General features: G+C 45.0%; 22 protein-coding genes. 9 read left to right on the top strand and 13 right to left on the bottom strand.

The features are described 5' to 3' along the window. Positions 1 to 21: 21 nt before the first annotated feature. Positions 22 to 663, bottom strand: coding sequence for a class I SAM-dependent methyltransferase (locus HWN40_RS00740; RefSeq protein ID WP_176963966.1), 642 nt, complete (start codon positions 661 to 663; stop codon positions 22 to 24). 85 nt (positions 664 to 748) lie between these two features. Here HWN40_RS00740 and HWN40_RS00735 point away from each other — a divergent pair, with 85 nt between their 5' ends. Next, positions 749 to 1,324: a DNA-3-methyladenine glycosylase I gene (locus tag HWN40_RS00735; protein WP_176963965.1), complete on the top strand. Its 576-nt coding sequence runs from the start codon at positions 749 to 751 to the stop codon at positions 1,322 to 1,324. A gap of 3 nt (positions 1,325 to 1,327) precedes the next feature. Here HWN40_RS00735 and HWN40_RS00730 read toward each other — a convergent pair whose 3' ends face one another. After that, on the bottom strand, positions 1,328 to 1,855 hold the full coding sequence (locus tag HWN40_RS00730; RefSeq protein WP_176963964.1) for a metal-dependent hydrolase: 528 nt from the start codon (positions 1,853 to 1,855) through the stop codon (positions 1,328 to 1,330). 6 nt (positions 1,856 to 1,861) lie between these two features. Next, the gene (sppA, locus tag HWN40_RS00725) at positions 1,862 to 3,037 is read right to left on the bottom strand and encodes a signal peptide peptidase SppA (RefSeq protein WP_176963963.1); all 1,176 of its coding nucleotides are present in this window, start codon (positions 3,035 to 3,037) and stop codon (positions 1,862 to 1,864) included. Positions 3,038 to 3,171: 134 nt separating this feature from the next. Here sppA and metG point away from each other — a divergent pair, with 134 nt between their 5' ends. Next, complete coding sequence (gene metG / locus HWN40_RS00720) at positions 3,172 to 5,211, top strand: methionine--tRNA ligase (RefSeq protein ID WP_176963962.1); 2,040 nt, start codon at positions 3,172 to 3,174, stop codon at positions 5,209 to 5,211. Between the two features lie 125 nt (positions 5,212 to 5,336). Here metG and HWN40_RS00715 read toward each other — a convergent pair whose 3' ends face one another. The 8 genes from HWN40_RS00715 to HWN40_RS00680 form a co-directional block, all read right to left on the bottom strand. Then, positions 5,337 to 5,573: a type II toxin-antitoxin system HicB family antitoxin gene (locus HWN40_RS00715; RefSeq protein ID WP_176963961.1), complete on the bottom strand. Its 237-nt coding sequence runs from the start codon at positions 5,571 to 5,573 to the stop codon at positions 5,337 to 5,339. Between the two features lie 76 nt (positions 5,574 to 5,649). Beyond that, positions 5,650 to 5,913: a type II toxin-antitoxin system mRNA interferase toxin, RelE/StbE family gene (locus HWN40_RS00710; RefSeq protein ID WP_176963960.1), complete on the bottom strand. Its 264-nt coding sequence runs from the start codon at positions 5,911 to 5,913 to the stop codon at positions 5,650 to 5,652. A gap of 5 nt (positions 5,914 to 5,918) precedes the next feature. Beyond that, complete coding sequence (locus tag HWN40_RS13490; RefSeq protein WP_246275943.1) at positions 5,919 to 6,059, bottom strand: hypothetical protein; 141 nt, start codon at positions 6,057 to 6,059, stop codon at positions 5,919 to 5,921. 137 nt (positions 6,060 to 6,196) lie between these two features. Continuing rightward, positions 6,197 to 6,727 carry a class IV adenylate cyclase gene (cyaB, locus tag HWN40_RS00700; RefSeq protein ID WP_176963958.1) on the bottom strand — a complete coding sequence of 177 codons (531 nt, stop codon included), beginning with the start codon at positions 6,725 to 6,727 and terminating at the stop codon, positions 6,197 to 6,199. Then, positions 6,728 to 7,117 carry a Zn-ribbon domain-containing OB-fold protein gene (locus HWN40_RS00695; protein WP_176963957.1) on the bottom strand — a complete coding sequence of 130 codons (390 nt, stop codon included), beginning with the start codon at positions 7,115 to 7,117 and terminating at the stop codon, positions 6,728 to 6,730. It lies immediately after the preceding gene. A 5-nt stretch (positions 7,118 to 7,122) separates the two neighbouring features. Further along, entirely contained in the window at positions 7,123 to 8,295 is a 1,173-nt protein-coding gene (locus HWN40_RS00690) for an acetyl-CoA acetyltransferase (protein ID WP_176963956.1), read from the bottom strand. A gap of 9 nt (positions 8,296 to 8,304) precedes the next feature. Next, positions 8,305 to 9,354, bottom strand: coding sequence for a hydroxymethylglutaryl-CoA synthase (locus HWN40_RS00685; RefSeq protein WP_176963955.1), 1,050 nt, complete (start codon positions 9,352 to 9,354; stop codon positions 8,305 to 8,307). Between the two features lie 34 nt (positions 9,355 to 9,388). After that, positions 9,389 to 10,129, bottom strand: coding sequence for a helix-turn-helix domain-containing protein (locus HWN40_RS00680; RefSeq protein ID WP_176963954.1), 741 nt, complete (start codon positions 10,127 to 10,129; stop codon positions 9,389 to 9,391). A gap of 133 nt (positions 10,130 to 10,262) precedes the next feature. Here HWN40_RS00680 and HWN40_RS00675 point away from each other — a divergent pair, with 133 nt between their 5' ends. From HWN40_RS00675 to HWN40_RS00660, 4 genes are all read left to right on the top strand, one after another. Continuing rightward, complete coding sequence (locus HWN40_RS00675) at positions 10,263 to 11,081, top strand: CRISPR-associated protein Cas4 (protein WP_176963953.1); 819 nt, start codon at positions 10,263 to 10,265, stop codon at positions 11,079 to 11,081. A gap of 55 nt (positions 11,082 to 11,136) precedes the next feature. Then, positions 11,137 to 13,044 carry a phosphoadenosine phosphosulfate reductase domain-containing protein gene (locus HWN40_RS00670; RefSeq protein ID WP_176963952.1) on the top strand — a complete coding sequence of 636 codons (1,908 nt, stop codon included), beginning with the start codon at positions 11,137 to 11,139 and terminating at the stop codon, positions 13,042 to 13,044. A gap of 105 nt (positions 13,045 to 13,149) precedes the next feature. After that, on the top strand, positions 13,150 to 14,766 hold the full coding sequence (purH, locus tag HWN40_RS00665; protein WP_176963951.1) for a bifunctional phosphoribosylaminoimidazolecarboxamide formyltransferase/IMP cyclohydrolase: 1,617 nt from the start codon (positions 13,150 to 13,152) through the stop codon (positions 14,764 to 14,766). A gap of 216 nt (positions 14,767 to 14,982) precedes the next feature. Beyond that, on the top strand, positions 14,983 to 15,768 hold the full coding sequence (locus HWN40_RS00660) for a helix-turn-helix transcriptional regulator (protein WP_176963950.1): 786 nt from the start codon (positions 14,983 to 14,985) through the stop codon (positions 15,766 to 15,768). 7 nt (positions 15,769 to 15,775) lie between these two features. Here the strand turns inward: HWN40_RS00660 and HWN40_RS00655 are convergent, their stop codons facing one another. After that, positions 15,776 to 16,699, bottom strand: a complete 924-nt coding sequence (locus HWN40_RS00655) for a UbiA family prenyltransferase (RefSeq protein WP_176963949.1) — start codon at positions 16,697 to 16,699, stop codon at positions 15,776 to 15,778. A 376-nt stretch (positions 16,700 to 17,075) separates the two neighbouring features. Between HWN40_RS00655 and HWN40_RS00650 the strand changes: the two genes are divergently transcribed. Continuing rightward, complete coding sequence (locus HWN40_RS00650) at positions 17,076 to 17,555, top strand: hypothetical protein (protein ID WP_176963948.1); 480 nt, start codon at positions 17,076 to 17,078, stop codon at positions 17,553 to 17,555. A 2-nt stretch (positions 17,556 to 17,557) separates the two neighbouring features. On the opposite strand, the gene HWN40_RS00645 is transcribed toward HWN40_RS00650, so the two are convergent. Then, the gene (locus tag HWN40_RS00645; protein ID WP_176963947.1) at positions 17,558 to 18,061 is read right to left on the bottom strand and encodes a hypothetical protein; all 504 of its coding nucleotides are present in this window, start codon (positions 18,059 to 18,061) and stop codon (positions 17,558 to 17,560) included. A 95-nt stretch (positions 18,062 to 18,156) separates the two neighbouring features. On the opposite strand from HWN40_RS00645, the gene HWN40_RS00640 reads away from it, so the two are divergent. Further along, a complete protein-coding gene (locus HWN40_RS00640; RefSeq protein ID WP_246275942.1) occupies positions 18,157 to 19,179 on the top strand; it encodes a phosphate uptake regulator PhoU in 1,023 nt (340 codons plus the stop codon). Positions 19,180 to 19,334: 155 nt separating this feature from the next. Next, complete coding sequence (locus HWN40_RS00635; protein ID WP_176963946.1) at positions 19,335 to 19,970, top strand: Era-like GTP-binding protein; 636 nt, start codon at positions 19,335 to 19,337, stop codon at positions 19,968 to 19,970. The last annotated feature ends 4 nt before the right edge of the window (positions 19,971 to 19,974 follow it).

The following is a 19,974-nucleotide window of genomic DNA, read 5'->3' as shown; positions in this document are numbered from 1 at the left end:
GTTGATTAAAGAAAAGATTGGCTACCAGTCTTTTATATTTGTTGCCTTTACAACGACAAAGGAACCGCTGTCAAACCCTTCAATCGGCTTTTCGGCTATTTTTATCTCATTTAAAGGCTTGAAAAGGGTCTGCCTGAAAATAAATCCACCAAAACCATGATTCTCCAAACTGTCTGTGAGTTCCTTCGCTGATAAGAAGCTGGCAGCTTTGAAAAAACTACTCTTTGCTGCTCTTTTTTCATATTCCTGTCCCAGGGGGCTGTTACGTTCGATAAATGCAATTATGAGCTCGTTCCTTGGTGCAAGTACCCGATGTATCTCTCTGAGTGTGCGTTCTTTATCGGTAAAACAAAGGGCTGTGGCCATCAATATGAGTTCAGTTGACGAACTTTTCAGGGGCAGTTCTTCCGCAATCCCCCGGATAGGTCTGATGCCACGTTTTACTGCAATCTCAAGCATTTTTTGCGAGGGATCTATTCCGTAACTGATTCCAAGAACGGATGCGAATCTTGCCGTACCGACTCCTATTTCAAGGCTTCTTCCGGGTATGATATCCAGAAGCAGCTCTCTAATGGCCTGAAGTTCTGATTCGTAAACAGCATGGTGTTTTTCATACCACTTATCATACTCTTCCACATGGATGCCGAAGTAATTCTCTTTCATGGTGAATGCTTGTTTTTTGTTTCTGTTTCCTGTGTTGAGGTTTGGAATCAGAAAATATAAAACATTTTATTCCTCTTTTGAAAACATGAAAATACGTTGTGAATGGGCCGAAATGAATGAAAATGAAAGGGAGTACCACGATAGCGAATGGGGAGTGCCTGAGCATGATGACAGGAAACTGTTCGAGTTCCTGATACTTGAAGGAGCGCAGGCAGGGCTTAGCTGGGACACCATTCTCAAAAGAAGGGAGAACTACAGAAAGGCCTTTGATGATTTTGACTACAATAAGGTTGCTGCCTACGATGAATCAAAGATCGAGGAACTCCTGCAGGATTCAGGAATTATCAGGAATCGGAGAAAAGTACTTTCAGCGGTTAATAATGCAAAAGCCTTCATCGAAGTAAGGAAGGAGTTTGGTTCATTCGATAATTATCTCATGAAATTTCTGCCGGAAGGTAAACCCATACAGAACTCATGGAAATCCATGTCAGAGATACCTGCAAGGACCGACCTGTCCGAAAAGATAAGCAAGGATATGAAAAAGCGGGGATTCAGCTTCGTAGGTCCGACCATAGTCTATGCCTACATGCAGGCCATGGGGATGGTCAACGACCATGTGGTGGACTGCTTCAGGCATGAGGAATGTGGAAATATGAAATAAGACTCAGGAAAATTCTGCTTCCATCTTATTTTCAGAGTCTGGCGAGCACCAATCTCTTTTCAGGTACCTGTGAAAGTAAATCCCCAATGCAGGTATGAAGGAAAGTATACAAAGTAGATATATTGTTCCTGATAAGGCCATTCCGGAAAAAGGGTTTGTCTCAAGAGGCCATAAAGGCTTGATATCCATGTAAAGAAAAGAGTCAAGCAGCACATGGCTAAAGGTTCCGATTAGTGTCCCTGTGGCTATAGAAATAAAAGAATATGTCTGCTCTATCCTCAGCTTATCTGTAATTTTCTGTAACCATTCTTTCTGTGAAAACAAGAAAATGGATAACAACAATGCAATCACTGTTGCGTTTAGAAAGGTGTGAAATGGTCCGTGAAGAGGTCTGCAACCGCTAAACAGACAGTATGTTGCTCTCACATCAATGATTATGCTTCCAAGAAGTATGGAAATAAGATTTATCCGTTTCTCGAACATCTCTCCCAGCAAAAAAGCTGGTCCGAGATGAAATGGTGTAAAAGGCATTACACCTCAGACTATCTTTCCATACGGACTTTCCTCATAGAAGCTCAGGAACTGTTCGATTGCTGCCGATGTATTGGATTCAGAGCCAAAGAGCAGGCTTGAGAGTGTCGGCCTGTTCATGTAAACAATGGTCGGCTCACCTTCGATTCCTCCGAGTTCCGCTGCCCTGTCAAGGGCATAATAGAAGTTACCCATCTCATCAACCAGTCCGAGCTCCATTGCCGTCTCACCGGTGTATATTCTGCCGTCTGCAAGGTCCCTTACCTCACCTTCGCTCATGTCCCTGCCTTCGGCCACATCTTCCACAAAGGTTGAGTATACCTGGGCAACGACGAGGTTTGCATACTCCTTTTCATCTTCCGTGAGACCTCTCCATGAACCTCCCATGTCCTTGAACTCACCGGATTTGGCAATGTAGTAATCTATACCTTCCTGATCATAGTAGCCCGAAAGGTTCTCGAACATCCATATGGTGCCGATGCTTCCTGTCATTGTGGATGGATTGGCAACTATAAGGTCTGCAGGTGCTGATACATGATAGGCTGCACTTGCTGCCACATCTCCCATGGATACGACTACGGGTACACCGCTTTCACTTGCCCTTCTTACCTCGGTGTATATCTCTTCACCTGCGGTGGAAGAGCCTCCGGGACTGTTGATACGCAGCACTATGGCCTTCACATTCTCATCGGCGGTTGCATCCCTTATGCTTTCAGCCACGTCTTCCGATGTTGCATATCCAAGGCCACCGGGCACACTGCTTGTAAGAAGGGTACCCTGTACGTAGATTACTGCAACTTTATCTGTCGGTGCATACAGGCCTCCGCCAAAGGCCTGGAAGATTATCACAAAACTTGATCCGATAACCAGGAGAAGAACGGCTACTATTGCCAGATACTGCCATTTGCGGCTCTTTTTTTCGGGTCCTGGGGGGCCGGAATAAGTATTATTTGAGGTATTGGCTCTTTCATTTTTACTTTCATCCGCACCCCGGTATTTCTCAGTTTCCGGCGTCTGCTCTCTGCCCGTTATACCGGTTGATGCTGTTTCTTCCGGCATTTCTGAAGGTGAATTGTTCTGGATCGTATCATCCTTTTTTGATTCTGAGTAAGAATATGGATATGTATGATATTCAGTGTCATCCGAAGATCCTTCACTGCTATCGGGATATTTTCCGCTCATCACTAAATTACCATCCTCATCATAAAATGAGCCTGAATGTTGAAAAAGCTTGTGTGCTTTGCAAGCGAAATATATTTTATAATTGCAGGCAATCAACATCAGATATACTGATCATATCTTTACGGAGAAAATACATGCCAAATATCCCCTTTGATAAAGCCGTACTTGTAACATGCGGCCTTCCGTATGCCAACGGGAAAGCTCATGTGGGTCATCTCAGGACATACATTCCTGCGGATATCTATGTGAGATCCCTGAAAAAGAACTCACAGGAAGTTACGTTTGTCTGTGGTTCCGATACCCATGGTACCCCTATTGTTGTAAATGCCGAGGAGCTCGGGATCACACCAAAAGAACTCGTTCAGAAATATCATGTCCATTTTGACGAAATTTTCAAGAAAATGGACGTCAGGTTCGATGCCTTCGGAACAACAGACGATGAAACAAATCACAATCGTACACTGGATATTGTCGAGAAGCTCATTGACAGAGGTTACGTTTATCCAAAGATCATAGAGATAGCTTATTGTCCGCAATGTGATCGTTTCTTGCCTGACAGGTATGTTTCGGGAACCTGCCCTCACTGCGAGGAAAAGGCACGTGGTGACGAGTGTGACCAGGGATGTGGCAAGCACTTAGAACCGGGTGAGCTAAGGGACCCTGTCTGTACCATCTGTCAGGGACCTGCGGAATATAAGGAACAGGAACATTTCTTCTTCAAGCTTTCCGAGTTCAGGGATTTCCTCCTTGAGCATCTGGAAAACCTTGGTGGTACCCTGAATGCACGCAACTATGCACTGGGATGGGTCAAGCAGGAGCTGACGGACTGGTGTATCACAAGGAACCTTGAATGGGGAGTAAAATTCCCGGGCCACGATGATCTTGTTGTTTACGTATGGGTGGATGCACCTATCGGTTATATGGCATTCACGGAAGAATGGGCAGAGGCCACCGGCGGTGACTGGGAGAAGTTCTGGAAAGGCGACTCTCCGATAGTACACTTCATTGGCGGTGACATCATCTACCACCACTGTATCTTCTGGCCTGCAATGCTTAAGGGAGCAGGCTACAGCCAGCCATCTGCGGTTGTTGCATCCGGCATGCTGAAGATAGAGGACAAGACCTTCTCAAAGAGTCGCGGTTATGTGGTATGGGTTGAGGAAGACTACCTTGACCACGGTTTCCACCCGGACCTTCTCAGGTATTACCTTGCAAGCTACACCTCACACACGAAAGAGGTCAATTTCTCGTGGAAGATCTTCCAGGATAAGATAAACACCGAGCTTGTGGGTGTACTGGGTAATTTCCTGTACAGGAACCTGTTGTTTGCGTACAAGAACTTCGGAGAGATTCCCGAGGGTGATATGGATCCCGAGGTGATTGATAAGATCGTGTCCACAACCGAAGATGTCATTCAGGCAAATGCGGATTACGAATTCAAGAAGGCGGCCGACATTGCGATGTCTCTTGCTTCATACGGAAATTCATATTTCCAGTCAAACGAGCCCTGGAAGCTCATTAAGGAAGATAAGGAAGCCTGTGGCAAGGTTATCAAGAACTGCATACAGCTTGCAAAGGCATTGATACTGCTCTTCGAGCCGATGACCCCGGGCAGCATGGAGACCGCCTGGAAGCAGATCGGCATGGATTCCGATGTGCATGAGGAAACCTACGAACAGGCAACCGTTGCAGTGATAAGCGGCACAAAGCTCGAAAAGCCAAAGATCCTGTTCACAAAGCTTGAGGATGACAAGATACAGGAAATGGAAGACATCTCCTCAAAGCGCGTGAAGGCAGCCATGGCAAAGGAAGCGGGTAAGGCGGAAATTGAGATCGAGGAATACAAGGACGAAATAGAATACGATGACTTTGCAAAGCTTGACATCAGGGTAGGTAAGATCATCACCGCCGAGAAGATCAAGAAATCAAAGAAACTCCTGCGCCTGGAGGTCGATATCGGCGACGAGAAACCAAGACAGGTTGTCGCAGGACTGGCAGAATACTACAAGCCCGAGGAGATGGTCGGCAAGACTGTTAACGTGCTTGTCAACCTCAAGCCTGTGAAACTCTGCGGTGTCGAGTCTCAGGGAATGCTGTTGGCAGCGGATGCAGGTGAGCGCGTATCTTTGCTGACAACCGATAAGGACATGGGTCCGGGTTCCTGTATCAGATGAACCCGGATTCTTGTTTTCTCTTTTTTTTGGATGGGCTGTGATCTGTCCTTTTTTTAATTTTTTGGGATTTGTTTTACTATTCTTTAAATTTAATAAAACCCTCACTTCCCAGAGCCTTAATGATCTCATGTGCTGACAGGACGGGAAGCTTTGTCATAGGAAACCTCAAAAGTGGTGGTCAAAAAAGTAGTTTCCTTTGGTATTGAAACATCTTCGTCTTCAAGGTATAACTCTACAGCTTCTCGCAAATTCACAAGGGCTTCTTCTACTGTTTTTCCCTGACTTGCTACATCCAGCTCAGGGCACCATGATACGTACCAGTCTTCTTCTTTGTGAATTGTTGCAGAGAATTTGTATTTCATACATGCAATTTAAAAATGAATTGTATTTAAGGTTTTTCAATATGCAGTACATAATAGAATGAAGCTTCAAAATAAATTAATAGATCACATCATGGTGATCGTAATCAAGGATTCTGATTGTTTTGTTATCCTCATCTATATCATAGATAAGTACAAAAGAGGAGTCAATATGTACTCTTCTTGCACCGTGCAGATCACCGCGTAATGGTTTGTAACGATAGGGATTTTGGATAATCTGTTGCACCTTCTTGCCGATGATTCCCATCTGTTTGGGATTCTTCTTAGCAAGCTTCATAAATTTCCTGTCGGCAATTTCAGATACAACAACGTTATATCCCATAGTTTCTATCCGTAGCGTTCAGAAAAATCAGAAACATGGACAAATTTCCCTTTTCTTATATTGCCGAGCTTTTCCAGATATTCCTTACTTGCTTCCGGGTCCTCGGATATCACGCTTTCCATGAACATTTGTATTTGTTTACTCATGCTCATTCCATGAGACTTACACAAAGCGGAGAACTCTTTGTATGTGTCTTCATCCACATTAAAAGTCTTTAATACCATTGATATCACTGTAATTAAACAATGTTAAATAACGTTATTTAACATTATCTAATGAAATCCTACTCTTCCGAACACTTCTCCAGCACCATCTCAAGATAAGAGGTCCTGATGGAATCCTTTTCATCGATTCCGAATTTCTTCAGGAAAGCAAATATGCGCTCGTTGTGGAATTCGATCTCCGATTCGGCGGTTACTTCCACTTCTATGAACTCACCGATGTCTTTTACCTTATCAAGACAGATAGTGAGGCCCTTGAACCTGAAGACCTCCCTTGTCTTCTTGACCACGCCGGACTCGTGGAATCCAAGGGCAAGCAGAATGCTGCGTGCGCTTGAGCCGTCAACTTCGGTCTCGATCTCCCTGCGTGTTTTTGTTGTGGTGTCCAGTTTCTTTCCTTTATAGGTCAATACGGATCTGCCGTCGACGGAGCGTATCCTCAGTGCCTCATCCGTGTTTGCAAAATCCCTGTGCGGGGCATTAAAATAGGTGTCGTAGTGATGCTGGACACCTATATAATCCGCGCCCATGCCTGTGAGCACTGCTTTTGCCTGCTCGTGATCGGCACGGGCTTTGACCTCAATTTCTATCATTTATGCCGGAACGAATTTTGTGCCATAGTATATCATACCGCGTTCTCCGCTCTGTCCGAGCTTCCTGAACACAGGCTTTACTTTCATACCTATACTCATATCCTCTACATCGCCCACTATCTGGGTTGTAAGCCTGGGTCCTTCCTCAAGTTGCACAATGGCAAGGACATAGGGTGTCTGTCCCTCAAAGCCTTCTGCTGCCGTGTGGATTACGGTGTAGGTAACAAGCTCTCCTTTTCCGCTGAACTTGAAATCCACGATCTCTCCTTCACGCCTGCATGCAGGGCAGACATTACGTGGCGGGTAGAAATATTCTCCGCATTGTTTGCAGTGCGTACCTACCAGATTATACCTGGCGATCTGCTTTCTCCAAAATCTTGGTACTGACATCGTGATCACCTGTTCCTCGAGAATATATGTACAACAGCAGTTGCACCTGATCCACCAACATTGTGGGTCATTCCTACCTCTGCGCCTTCAACCTGGCGTTGACCTGCCTCTCCACGGAGCTGCTCGACTATCTCAATTGCCTGCTTGACACCGGTTGCACCCACAGGATGTCCGCATGCCTTCAGTCCTCCGGAGGTGTTCACAGGTATTCTGCCTCCGATTGCGGTCTCGCCGTCAATGGTCACTTTTCCGCCCTCGCCCTTCTTTGCAAAGCCAAGGTCCTCGATTGCGCATATCTCTGCAATGGTGAAACAGTCGTGGACCTCTACAAGGTCGATGTCCTCGGGTTTCATCTTTGCCATCTCGTATGCTCGCTTACCTGCCACTACAGATGCATCCAGGGTTGTGATATCCCTTCTGTCGTGAAGTGCGATGGTATCGCTTGCCTGTGCGGTGGCCTTGACATATATTGGTGTGTCAGTGTACTCATGGGCAACATCCGCAGGTGCCAGTACAACGGCTGATGCACCGTCTGTGATCGGTGAGCAGTCGAAGATGTGCAGTGGATCTGCCACCATAATGGATTTTAACACTGATTCGATGGTGATCTTGTTCTTATATTGTGCTATGGGATTGAACTGGCCGTTGTGGTGGTTCTTAACAGCGGCTGCTGCAAGCTGCTCACTGGTTGTGCCGTACTTGTGCATGTGCATCCTTGCTATCATGGCGTACAGCCCCGGGAAGGTTGCTCCCATGATACCTTCCCATTCCCTGTCCGCTGCTGCAGCAAGTGCTGTAGAAGCTTTTGGTGAAGGTACATCTGTCATCTTTTCCACACCGGCAGCAATGACGATATCATCCATACCGGATGCGACCGAATAAATACCCTGTCTCAATGCCAATCCGCCTGATGCACAGGCAGCTTCCACACGAGTGGAGGGTACGTGCAGGTTCTTTGCAAGACCTGAATAATCTGCAATAAGAGCACCGATGTGCTCCTGTTCCACGAACTGTCCGCCGCTCATGTTACCGACGAACATGGAATCTATCTTTTCGCCGGTGACCCCGGCATCTCCAACGGCACCGACACCGGCCTCAACTACGAGGTCCCTGATGGAGCGGTCCCACTGTTCTCCGAAAACGGTGTTCTTTACACCGATGATTGCAACATCTCTCATTATCTCACCTCATGCAAGCCTGATCTTACCCTTATGCCTGGCATATGTTGCATAGTCGACATATGTAGGGTTGGCAAGCAGTTCTTCAACTTTAGGTGCGCTGTCGCGTATCTCTTCTATCCTGTCTGTGACTGTGATGCTGAAAGCATCGGAACCTGCACCGGAACCAAAGGCCGTTGCAAAGATCCTGTCACCTGGTTTTGCCTGGTCAAGGGTTGCCGCGATTCCCATCATGCAGGACCCTGAATATGTATTTCCGAGCCGTGTGACCACCATTCCCGGTTGTATCTGTTCCTTGCTGAATCCGAGCATGGAAGCTGCACGTGCCGGGAACTTTCCGTTTGGCTGGTGGAAAACCGCATAATCGTAATCTTCTGGCTTTGTTCCTATCTTCTGCATGAGTCCTTTTGCAGCATGTGTCACATGCTTGAAGTATCCGGGCTCACCTGTGAAACGTCCTCCGTGTTCCGGATATGGCATTCCCTCACGCCTCCAGAAGTCGGGGGTATCTGTTGTAAAAGAATATGTATCTTCAATAATAGCTGTAAGCTCAGATTCTTTGTTACCGATAACATATGCGACACCGCCCGCCGCGGCGGTATATTCCAGTGCGTCCCCGGGTGCTCCCTGGGCCACATCGGAACCGATGGCAAGTCCCAGGTCTATCATACCTGAGGATACCAGTCCCATACATGTCTGGATTGCGGCTGTTCCGGCCTTACATGCGAACTCATAGTCCGCAGCGGTCAGTACAGGTGTTGCACCTACTGCTTCGGCAACTATCGTACTTGTGGGTTTAACTGCATACGGGTGACTTTCCGATCCTGTGTACACAGCACCCACTCTCTGTGAATCGATTCCGCTCCTGCTTACTGCTGATCTGGCAGCTTCCACAGCTATTGTGGCTGCATCCTCGTCAACATCAGGAACTGACTTTTCGTTAACTCTTAGTCCCGCTTTCAAAATCTCAGCGTCGTCTCCCCATACGCGGGCAATATCTTCTATTTTTATCCTATATCTGGGAATATAGGCACCGTATGAGACTATCCCTACACTCATATTAACACCGTTCTGATTTATTTTGGTTTTAGAATTATTCCATTATGTGGTATTCGCTGTATTTTTTCAGCGCTTCCACCATTTTGTCGATGTCCATCGTTGTTGCAAGAAGAGGGATCCTGTCTATTTCCGCCATTTTTTTAGCCATAAGATGCACTTCGCTTCCACGCAGACCGTGCATTACGACGGCCCCGGGCTTCAGGTTTGTGACCCTGATTGCTACCATCGGTGATTTTCCGGTGGTCACTTTTGTAAATATCAGTGCTCTCTCTGTGCTCCATCCGTAGAGTTTCTGGAACTCATGGGATGAAAGCTCGAGAATAGCTTTTTTACTGTCGACAACCGTGAACCCGTACAGTGGTTTTTCAATGCCCTTATGAACGACATCGGCTTCTATAAGGCTTGCAAGCTTTGCCATCTGCATGGGAAACGTGTATTCGTATGTAGCGTAAATGGCCTTTGATGTTTTCTCTGTGAAAAGCATCCCCTCATAAGCATGAATTTTCTGACCTCCTCGCTGTGCGTCTATTTCAAGGAGGGCCTCAACGATCCTGCTGACAATAAGCGTACCGGGAGATTTCCTCCTGCCGCTTTCATAGTCGCTGATCACTGAAGGCGACACACTCAGATATCCTGAGAGGTCTGTCTGAGCGATCTCGAAGTTCAACCGCCATTTCTTTAATGCCTCACCAGGTTTTTCTGACAGGGTAATCTCGCCTGCCATCTTTTCTGCAAGACGCTGGCGAACCATACTATGCGATTCGTCTTCCTTCATGCTTTATTTTCCTAAGGCTAGATTCACATATATATTTAACGAATACTAGTTCGTTGATTGCCGATTTGGTTTTGACGGCCTCGATACAAATCATCCAATTATATATAGTATGTCCTGTATCCACTATAAAAATATGTTTCTCAAAAGGCATAAAATAGGGGTAAATGTTTCTGAAATCGCACTGTATCTGACATGTCCCAGGAAGGTCTATTACTCCTGTCACGGGCATGAGATCGTCCCCTATGCCACAGTTTCTTACATCAGGCACCTGCTGCTTAAAGAGATGGGTCTGAAAATTCCCGATCTGTTGAAAACATATTCGTCAAAAGACGATGGTATTATGGATGATCTGGAATTCATGCTCTCAGAAGTAAAAGATGAATTATCTTTTATATATCCCGAAGAGCTTGCAGATCTGAGTTCGGATATGCTGGAAGAAGCTATCTCAGAAGCAAGGTCATATCTTCCTGAAATGGAACAAAACCTTACTCTTTTCATTGAAGATGAGAACGCAGGCAAACTATATGAGCAACTGCTCTCTGCGGAGCCGGGAAACCTGTTCCATTCGGAAAAACTCAATCTTAGCGGAATCCCCGGATTTGTTGCCAAAACTGATGACACTCTGTCTCCTGTGATAGTCAAAACCGGGAACTGCCCTGAATTGGGAGTATGGAGCAAGGATCGTCTTCATATCACTTCCCTTGCAATTCTCATGGAAGAGAGTGCCGGTACTCCTGTTAGATCCGGTATCGTGATCTATTCCAGACAAGGTAGTATCAGATATGTAAATATCCGCTCAAACGATCGAAGGCAGGTACTTCAGATTCTGGGCAGGTTGAGGAAGATAAAAGATGGCTCTCTTCCGGACAGGAAGGAAAGTCCGTTATGTGAGGATTGTGCCCATCTGGAAATGTGCAAAGTTAAGTCTTCCCTGGCATCGAAATTCTTTTGATCTGCAGCTTTTCATCACCAAAAGGTATTTAATCATTGACCCTTGAGGACGTACAATGTCAAAACCTCTGTATCTTGGTGAATTACTCCTTTACTGGTGTCCTTCCTGCAATGTTCCCGTACTCGGAAAAGAATGTTCCTGCGGAGAAAGCACAAAGCATGTAACCATAACTCCTCCGGGGGATATACGTCCGGCCTTTCAGTATGAGATCGACCTGATAAACTCGGTTGCGAGAAAGCAGTTCAATTCTCCTCTCATAAATGACGACAGGGTTGTGGTCCTGAACAAATCCCCATATGATGACCGTATGGATGAGATAATCGTTGACGGTGAGGTTCTCGGTAATATTCGTTTTGAGATCGAGCGCCTGCGCTGGACACTTCTGCTCAGGATAAACGGTGCCCGGAGGATTTTTGATGGCAATGACAGGAATACGCTGAAAAGCTGGGTTGTCATTGATCCGGGTGCGGAAAAATTCATCCTTGGCGGTGCAAGTGTGCTGGCGCCGGGAGTGAGCGATGCTGATCCTGATATTGCGGAATGGGACGAGGTAGTCGTTCTGAACGATGACGGAGAGGTACTGGCCGCAGGCCGTGCACGAATGGACGGCTCCCGTATGCTTGAAAGGGGCAAGGGTGTTGCCGTAAAAGTGAGATTCAAGGAAATTCCGGCCGACATCATGGTTCCCGAAGGTGGCCAGACATGGGATATGGCAGTAGAGGCCAACGAAAAGTACATCCGGGACTTTGTAGAGCGCTCTCATAAATTCATAAATAATGTTTCTTCCTCGATCGACCGCCCTGTTACGGTATCATATTCGGGTGGTAAGGATAGTCTGGCTGTGCTTCACCTTGTAAGCGAATGTCTTGACGACTACGAGCTTCTGTTCGCGGACACTGGCATCGAGTTCCCGGAAACCGTACAGAACGCACTTGATGTTGCCGAATATTATGACAAACCCCTGAGGTCTATCAGTGCAGGGGAAGCCTTCTGGAATTCCGTAGACAATTTCGGTCCTCCAAGTGTAGAGGTACGCTGGTGCTGCAAGGTATGTAAACTGGGACCAATAACTCAGATAATTGATGATAACTATGAGAACGGCTGCCTTACATTCATAGGCCAGAGAAAGTACGAGTCAGACACACGTGCAAAAAGTGAGAGTGTCTGGAAGAATCCCTGGGTGGGCAATCAGGTGGCTGCAGCACCTATCCAGAACTGGACGGCAATGCACGTATGGCTTTATATTTTCAAACATGACCTGCCCTACAATCCCTTGTACGAGGAGGGCTTCGATCGTATAGGCTGCTGGCTGTGTCCCTCATCTTCGTTGGCCGATCTGGTGAGGCTCAAGGAAACACACCCTGAGATGGAAAAGAGGCTGAACGACTGCCTGCTTTCCTATGCTGAACGTATGGGGCTGTCCGAGGAATGGGTCCGGCATGGTTTCTGGCGCTGGAAAAAGCTTCCTCCACAACTTCGTGAGATAGCTAAAAAGAAGGGAATAAACCTTGTTCCAAAAAGCAGCGATTCAGGAAAACTGAACTTCAGTGTAACATCGGGCTATCGTCCCTGTAAACAGGGCGGTATTTCCGCCGAAGGCAGCTTTGATACTGCCATTGATCTGGAAAAGCTGGAGAACACGGGTATGCTCAAAGCTGTGGGAAAACCCGCATATATGGAGGGTGTGATCTCCCTGCTTCAGGGTGAGGAGAACCGTGCCCAGGTGTTTGCTTCCGGGACGGTCACTGCCCGCAGCGATACCGATAAGAAGGCAAGGTCCCTGATGCGCAAAGTAGAATTCTCGATCCGCAGGGCACTGCTTTGCAGCGGTTGTGGTGTATGTATCGGAAAATGCTCCGATAACGGGATCCGCCTGAAAAAAGGAGTTGCCGTTATTGGTAATAAGTGTACACACTGTGGCAGGTGTATCGAGGTCTGTCCGGTGATCAAGTTCAACTCATGATATGGGAAGGGAAATACTTACTCCTCTGCCGATATTTTTTTATTTTAGCAAATATGCAACCAGAAACCTTATACATTATTGTCCCCATTCTATCTCGGTGATTTTTTGGTAAAAAGAGCACTGCTCAGCGTTTCTGATAAGACCGGCATCGTGGATTTCGCACGTGGACTCGAAAAACTTGACATACAGATCATCTCAACCGGTGGTACTGCACGCATACTTCGTGATGCAGGTGTAGAGGTTACAGATGTCTCAGAAGTCACCGGTTTTCCGGAAATGATGGGTGGTAGGGTAAAGACTCTTCATCCTATGATACACGGTGGCATTCTCAGTGTTCGTGACGACCACGACCATATGGGAGAGGCTGAGAAACTGAATGTCGAACTTATCGACCTTGTAGCCGTGAACCTGTACCCATTTGAAATAACAGTATCAAAAGAAGGCGTTCTCCTCGAGGAAGCCATAGAGAATATAGATATCGGCGGACCGACCATGCTGCGTTCGGCCGCAAAGAACTTTAAATACGTAACAGTTGTCTGCGATCCCGGAGACTACGGTTCCATTCTGAAGGAGCTGCGCTCAAGTGGAATAGTTTCTCAGGAAACACGGGAAGCTCTTGCTGTCAAGGCGTTCAGGCATACTGCTGATTATGACGCTACAATTGATACATACCTGAGCAAGGCATTGCTGGATGAGGAAGTCCTGCGTATGAACTTCAATGATGGCGTTACTCTCAGATATGGTGAGAACTGGCGCCAGGAGGCTAAATTCTATACAGAAGCAGGCGCATCCGGTCCAATTCTTGCAAATGCAAAACAGCTTCACGGAAAGGAGCTGTCCTATAATAATTATATAGACGCTGACAATGCTCTGCAGACCGTCAAGGAACTGGGGCAGGAAAAAGCTGCAATTGCCATTGTAAAGCACAACAACCCATGTGGCCTTGCAACCGGCAACACACTTTATCAGGCACTTGGCTCTGCATGGGACGGCGACCCCATATCGGCATATGGCAGTATTATCTGCAGCAACACGGTTTTTGACCTTGAATCCGCAGAGTTTTTGAACGGAAAGTTCATCGAGATCATCCTTGCTCCGGGCTTTGAGCCGGATGCCCTTGAATACCTGAAGAACAAGAGTGCAAACCTGAGACTGCTTGAGCTTCCTGAGCTGAATGAGGAATTCGAGGTTCAGGAAACATACAAATATGTGCTTGGCGGAATGCTGAAACAGACCCGTAACATAGGTATCTATGAAAAATGGGAAACGGTAACCGAAAAACCATATCCTGATGAGCTGCGGTCTCTGTCCGAGTTCTGTCTTCACGCATGTAAATGTGTAAAATCCAACGCGGTAACCCTTGCATACGAGTATGATGAGGGCTGCTATATGATGCTCTCAATGGGAGCCGGACAGCCCAACAGGGTGGATTCCATCAGGAAACTTGCAGCCACCAAAGCAAAAGAGAATCTTAAGGTAATATACGATCGTGAAAAACCGGACGTATCCTTTGATGATTATTGTGAGGATATCCTCTCAAAGTGTGTCATGGCTTCGGATGCTTTCTTCCCCTTTGATGACAGCATCGTGCATGCGGCTGAGAATAACATTCAGTACATACTCTCGCCAGGCGGTTCCATCAGGGATGAAGAAGTGATAGCCACTGCCAACCGTCTTGGTGTTTCCATGATATTTACCGGAATGAGACACTTCTTACACTGAACGGCTTCCCTTGCGGAATATTACCGTTTCAGTTTATTTTTTTATCATGGGGTCAGGTTTATATGAATATTAGTTTAAAATCCACACTTGAAAAGGGTTTTACTGCCGGTTTCAGTTTTTAGCATTGATTAAATATATAAACTATCAGAACTTCCATTCTACGGAAGTATATTTTACATGATTGTTTATTGATTTAAGGTCGGCTGGTGTGATACAGTGAGATCAAAAGGGTTACTCAGTACACTGACTTTTTCGGAAAAACGCAAGGATATTCTTTTTTTGCTTGAAGAAGAACCAAAAACCCTTTCGGATATAAAGGATTATTTCAATGTATCCTCGCCTGAGATATTTCCAAGACTCAAAGAGATGGAAAGTTCTAATCTGATCTCCAAGGATGACAAGGTCTACTCCATTACGCCCATAGGCAGGGCGATAATAAAACATTTCAGACCTTTCCTGGATATTCTGGGTACAATAGAGAAGAACGAGGAATTCTGGAAAGAACATATCCTGGATGATATTCCGCAGTCCTCACTTGAGAAACTCTCAGAGCTTAAAGGCTGTGAAGTGATGGCCGATAGTATCGAGAATATATACGAATCTCATAAAGTATTCCAGGAAAACATTGCCAGATCAAGCACATTAAAGGGCATATCATCTATTTTCATACCAAGCCATCCGGATTTCTTTATTGAGCTTGTAAGCAACAATGTTCCCACCTCCCTTATACTAACCGAGAATATTTTTGTCAAGGTGATAATGGAGCACAGGGATAAAATTGAGACTTTCCTTTCCTCTCCTGAATCGGAACTCTATGTTATTGATGATGTGAAACTTGCCTTTGTTGTGACAGATTGCTTCTTTTCAATGTCACTTTTCTTTTCCAATGGTTCCTATGACCCCCGCCATGATCTTGTGGGCCATGATGAATCGGCAATTAAATGGGGAAATGACCTTTTCGAGCATTACAGGAAAAAGGCCCGAAAGATCACTTCCATATGATATATGTTCAGAGTACCAGGCCTGTTATTGTTCTCAAACCTACAATTGAACTTGATTCTCCGTCTACCAGAAATAACCTCTTTGTCTGTTCAGACGCACTTTCTACTTCTGCCTGATGTGTGAAGTTCCTGATAGTGATCATGCCGGCCAGCAGGCTGTATATTAATACGATCGGCTCGAATCCGATAACTCCGTTTAGCAGGAAGAACAACAATGCTGCATGGGAAACCACGTGCATACAAAAGAGTAGTCTTCTTGTGTTCTGCTCTCCGAGAGCTACAGGCAGTGTTCTGATACCTGCGAGGAAATCACCTTTTATGTCCCTGAAATCGTAAACAGTGGAGTTTATGAAAAGTTTTGTACCGAAGAAGAGGAAGACCAGTACGGTAGGGAGTAGATTTGCTGAGTAAGCACCGGCAATTCCTGCAATGAAAGCTCCCCAGGAAAGGCCGACAACAGTGTTCTTAACTCCCATACTACCCTTGAGTCTTAATTTGAATCTACCTATTTTCAGACCCTTGGTGTAGAGGTATCCTGTAACAAGAGGTAAGAATGCAATTGCAAGAAGTCCGCCGGTGGCAAGGACGAGTGCTCCGATTATAAAACATATCAGCGATATGAAAAGAGCTGTTCTGGCGGATGCACCTTTTAGCTCTGTTCTGTTAACCGCATCTTCTTCAACACCCATCGCCCTGTCAAGCGTATAGACCGAGTATATGATCAGTCCTCCTGCAATACAGTGAAGGGCAATATATTCTGCCTGGATAAGTAAAAAAGCTATATATATCCTGAGAGCCCCTGAAATTGACACAAGCAGGGAACTTTTCAACAGGTGAAGGGTGGCTATCAGTTTCTTGTCTGCAAATAAGCTGTTCTGTACGTGTTTATTGAGTAAAACGTCCGGTAGGGTTATTAAGCCATTTGAACTCATACTAGCAAATGGCGTAAGACCAGGTAATATTATTTATTCAGTATAATATTATACCATTAAACTAGTATTATTGCATAGATATAACTAGCCACGTCAAAAAAAGAGTATTACTCTTTTTGCCGGGTAATTGCAGACAGTGTTATTGTTGCTTTTTCTGCCTGATTTACTTTAATAAACGGACTATAATTTTATTGTATATATAATTTTGGTAGCATTATATTGCATCTGTAAATTATATTATACGATTAAACTAATCTTATCTTAAGATTAATATATATATCTCAAAGACCAATGGTCAAATAAAATAACTATCAGTAGACATTATAATGTTGAATGATATTATATTTATTTATAAAAAATGTAAGATGTGTGAAAAATGGCTTTTGTTCATACCACTCCGAAAAAAGCAGCTTCTTTTGCTTCTAAAAAGGATTTTCTGCATAAGAAGAGGTCAAATTCCGCGGTGACTCTGGCTTTTGACCAGAACTGCCTGGATCAGGATTATGTCTACCTTAAAGGGGAGGGAGGTTCATATTACTGGATGGACTCAAAAGGCCTGAAGATCCATCTATGTGATATTGCTGGTCCTGAAGATATTTCTCCGGACGATATAAATTCTATAATTACTGCTGTGCTTTCATCGGTATCCTCTTTCGACCGGAGCTATGTTTACGCTTTTTCTGAGGAAATAACCTTAACGATAAGAAAGGCCTTCATTGAGAATATATCGGAAAGCGCTGTTGATGTTATGATGGGATGGAAGTCTATTGCCATGCTTATTCTTGCACCGGCATACCCTGTAAAGGGTGGTATCGGGGTAAAAATAGGACATGAAGAGTATAAGATCTTCTCCTGAACTTAAGATTGGTTTATCTTTTTTGCATTTGTCTTTTTACCCATATGAAGCAATAAATATCCGCTGCACGCAAAGAATATCGGGGCAATTGGTATGGTTTTAAAAGTGCTGTTCCACACGGCTACGGAGCTGACCAATGTCAGGAATGCACCTATAAGCAGTAATATCCCGGTAGTTTGCATACTCAGTTTTATTTCTATATTTTCTCTGAAAAGCTCATAGAAAACAACAATTATACACAAAAGAGCTGCCATTGACCAGGTAACGGTTCTTAACGATGGCAGAAAACCTCCGTATGAGAGCAGTGTTAATTGCTTCATGATATCGACAAAGAGCGTTCCGTACTGGGCATCAAAGTTAGCATAGAAGATGGAAAACTTGATACCCCATCCTGTTGAGTAATCGCTGGTATAGAAATAGAATTCCCAGGGTACTGCAAGACAGATAAAAGGTAGTAGTTTTCTTAAGAGAAAAATATCCTTTGGGCTGATTTTTATATGGTCCATAAAATATAATATTTGCTTTTATTATATATTGTTCTCCCCATCAAAAGAACACCTATATATAGGACAAGGTGTTCTATATATTCTCAAAATAACGATTGAAAAAAAGAGGGATTAAAATAGAAACAAGAAAGGTTCAGCAAACAGGTGGTTCTACATATATAATTTCTCTTCCGAAACCCTGGGCGGACAAAGTAGGTATAAAAACAGGAAGCAGGATCACATTACACCCTCAACCGGACGGGAAACTTGTTATTGATCCCATTCATGATTCTCCTCCTATCAAGAAATGCAGTATAGATGTAAGCGGCAGGATAGGGGATGTCCTGAAAAGGGATCTTATTGCAGCATATCTTGTGGGCTCCGATATAATAGAGATCAAGGCCGACAGGATACTTGCGGATCAGAAAAATACTATCAGGGAAATGTGTTATAAACTGATAGGTCCGGAGATCATTGAGGAAACAGCTAAAAAGGTTGTTATCCAGGATCTGCTCAATCCGGATGAGATATCAATAAAGAAGAGTGTTCGTCGCATGTTCCTGATCTCGAACTCCATGCATATGGATGCCATAAGAGCAATCAAGACACTTGATAACGATCTTGCACTTGATATCGATCACCGTGACGATGATGTCGATCGCTTATTCCTTTTAATAGCAAAACAGTACAGGGCGGTTCTCAGGGGTGCCAAGCTGCCGGATGCGGCGGAAACCTCCATAGATGAATACCATGACCTGAGAATGGCAGCAGGTCCCATTGAGCGTATAGCGGACCATGCCCGCAAGATCGCCAAGGTCACGTTCTCTCTCAAGGAACCGATACCTGATGATATCATGTCCATGGTGGAGAAGACCAGTGATCTGTCCCGCAAAATTGTGGAGGATGCTATTGATTCTCTGTATAATTCCGATGTCGATCTTGCCAACCAGGTGATCGAAAGCGTTGAAAAGATGTCCCCGTTGATCAAAAAACTCAACGAGGCCAGCCTGAAACTTAGTTCTAGCGAGGCTATAGTTGCCATGGGAACTGTTATTGACAGTATTGACAGGACAGGGGACTACGGCTCGAATATAGCTGAAATAGCAATAAATTCTGCAATGGTGAATCAGAAAATGTAATTATGGCCATTCGGGAAAATGGTCTTTCAGAATACAGATCGTTTCGTAATACTATTATTGATGCAGTCATATATAAGAAGAAATATATGTCAATGATTGTTTATACTAGGAAAAAGGATTCAAAAATCCTAACATCCGATGCACGGAGGGAATGAATGGGTGTAATAAAAAAATTCAAAAAGAATTTCGCAAACTTTTTTAATAAACTGTTTAAAAAGCAAAATGCGCGTATTGGAATATATGGTCCGCCAAACGCCGGAAAAACCACTCTTGCCAACAGGATACTCAGGGACTGGACAGGCGATGCCATGGGCTCTGTCTCACATGTGGCCCATGAGACCAGAAGGGCAAGAAGAAGGGAAGGCGTAACGATAAAGGCCAACGGCAATTCACTTACCCTTGATATTATCGATACTCCGGGACTGGCTACCAAGATCGATTTCCATGAGTTTATGGAGCAGGGTATGGATGAGACCGAATCAAAAAGAAGAGCAAAGGAAGCCACAGAAGGTGTGATCGAGGCTGTTAAATGGCTTGAGAACCTGGATGGTGTAATCCTTGTGATGGATGCTACCGAGGACCCTTTCACTCAGGTAAATGTGACTGTGATCGGAAACATGGAAGCACGTACTCTTCCTCTCCTGATTGTTGCCAACAAGGTGGACCTGCCCGAATCATCCCCTTCGACCATCAGGGATGCTTTCCCGCAACATCCAATGGTTGCTATATCAGCCTTGGAGGGAAAGAACATAGATACTCTGTATGAAGAAATTGCAAAGAGGTTTGGGTGATCGA

It is taken from the genome of Methanolobus zinderi (genome assembly GCF_013388255.1).
Lineage (GTDB): Archaea > Halobacteriota > Methanosarcinia > Methanosarcinales > Methanosarcinaceae > Methanolobus > Methanolobus zinderi.
This window is presented reverse-complemented; position numbering and strand designations above follow the sequence as displayed.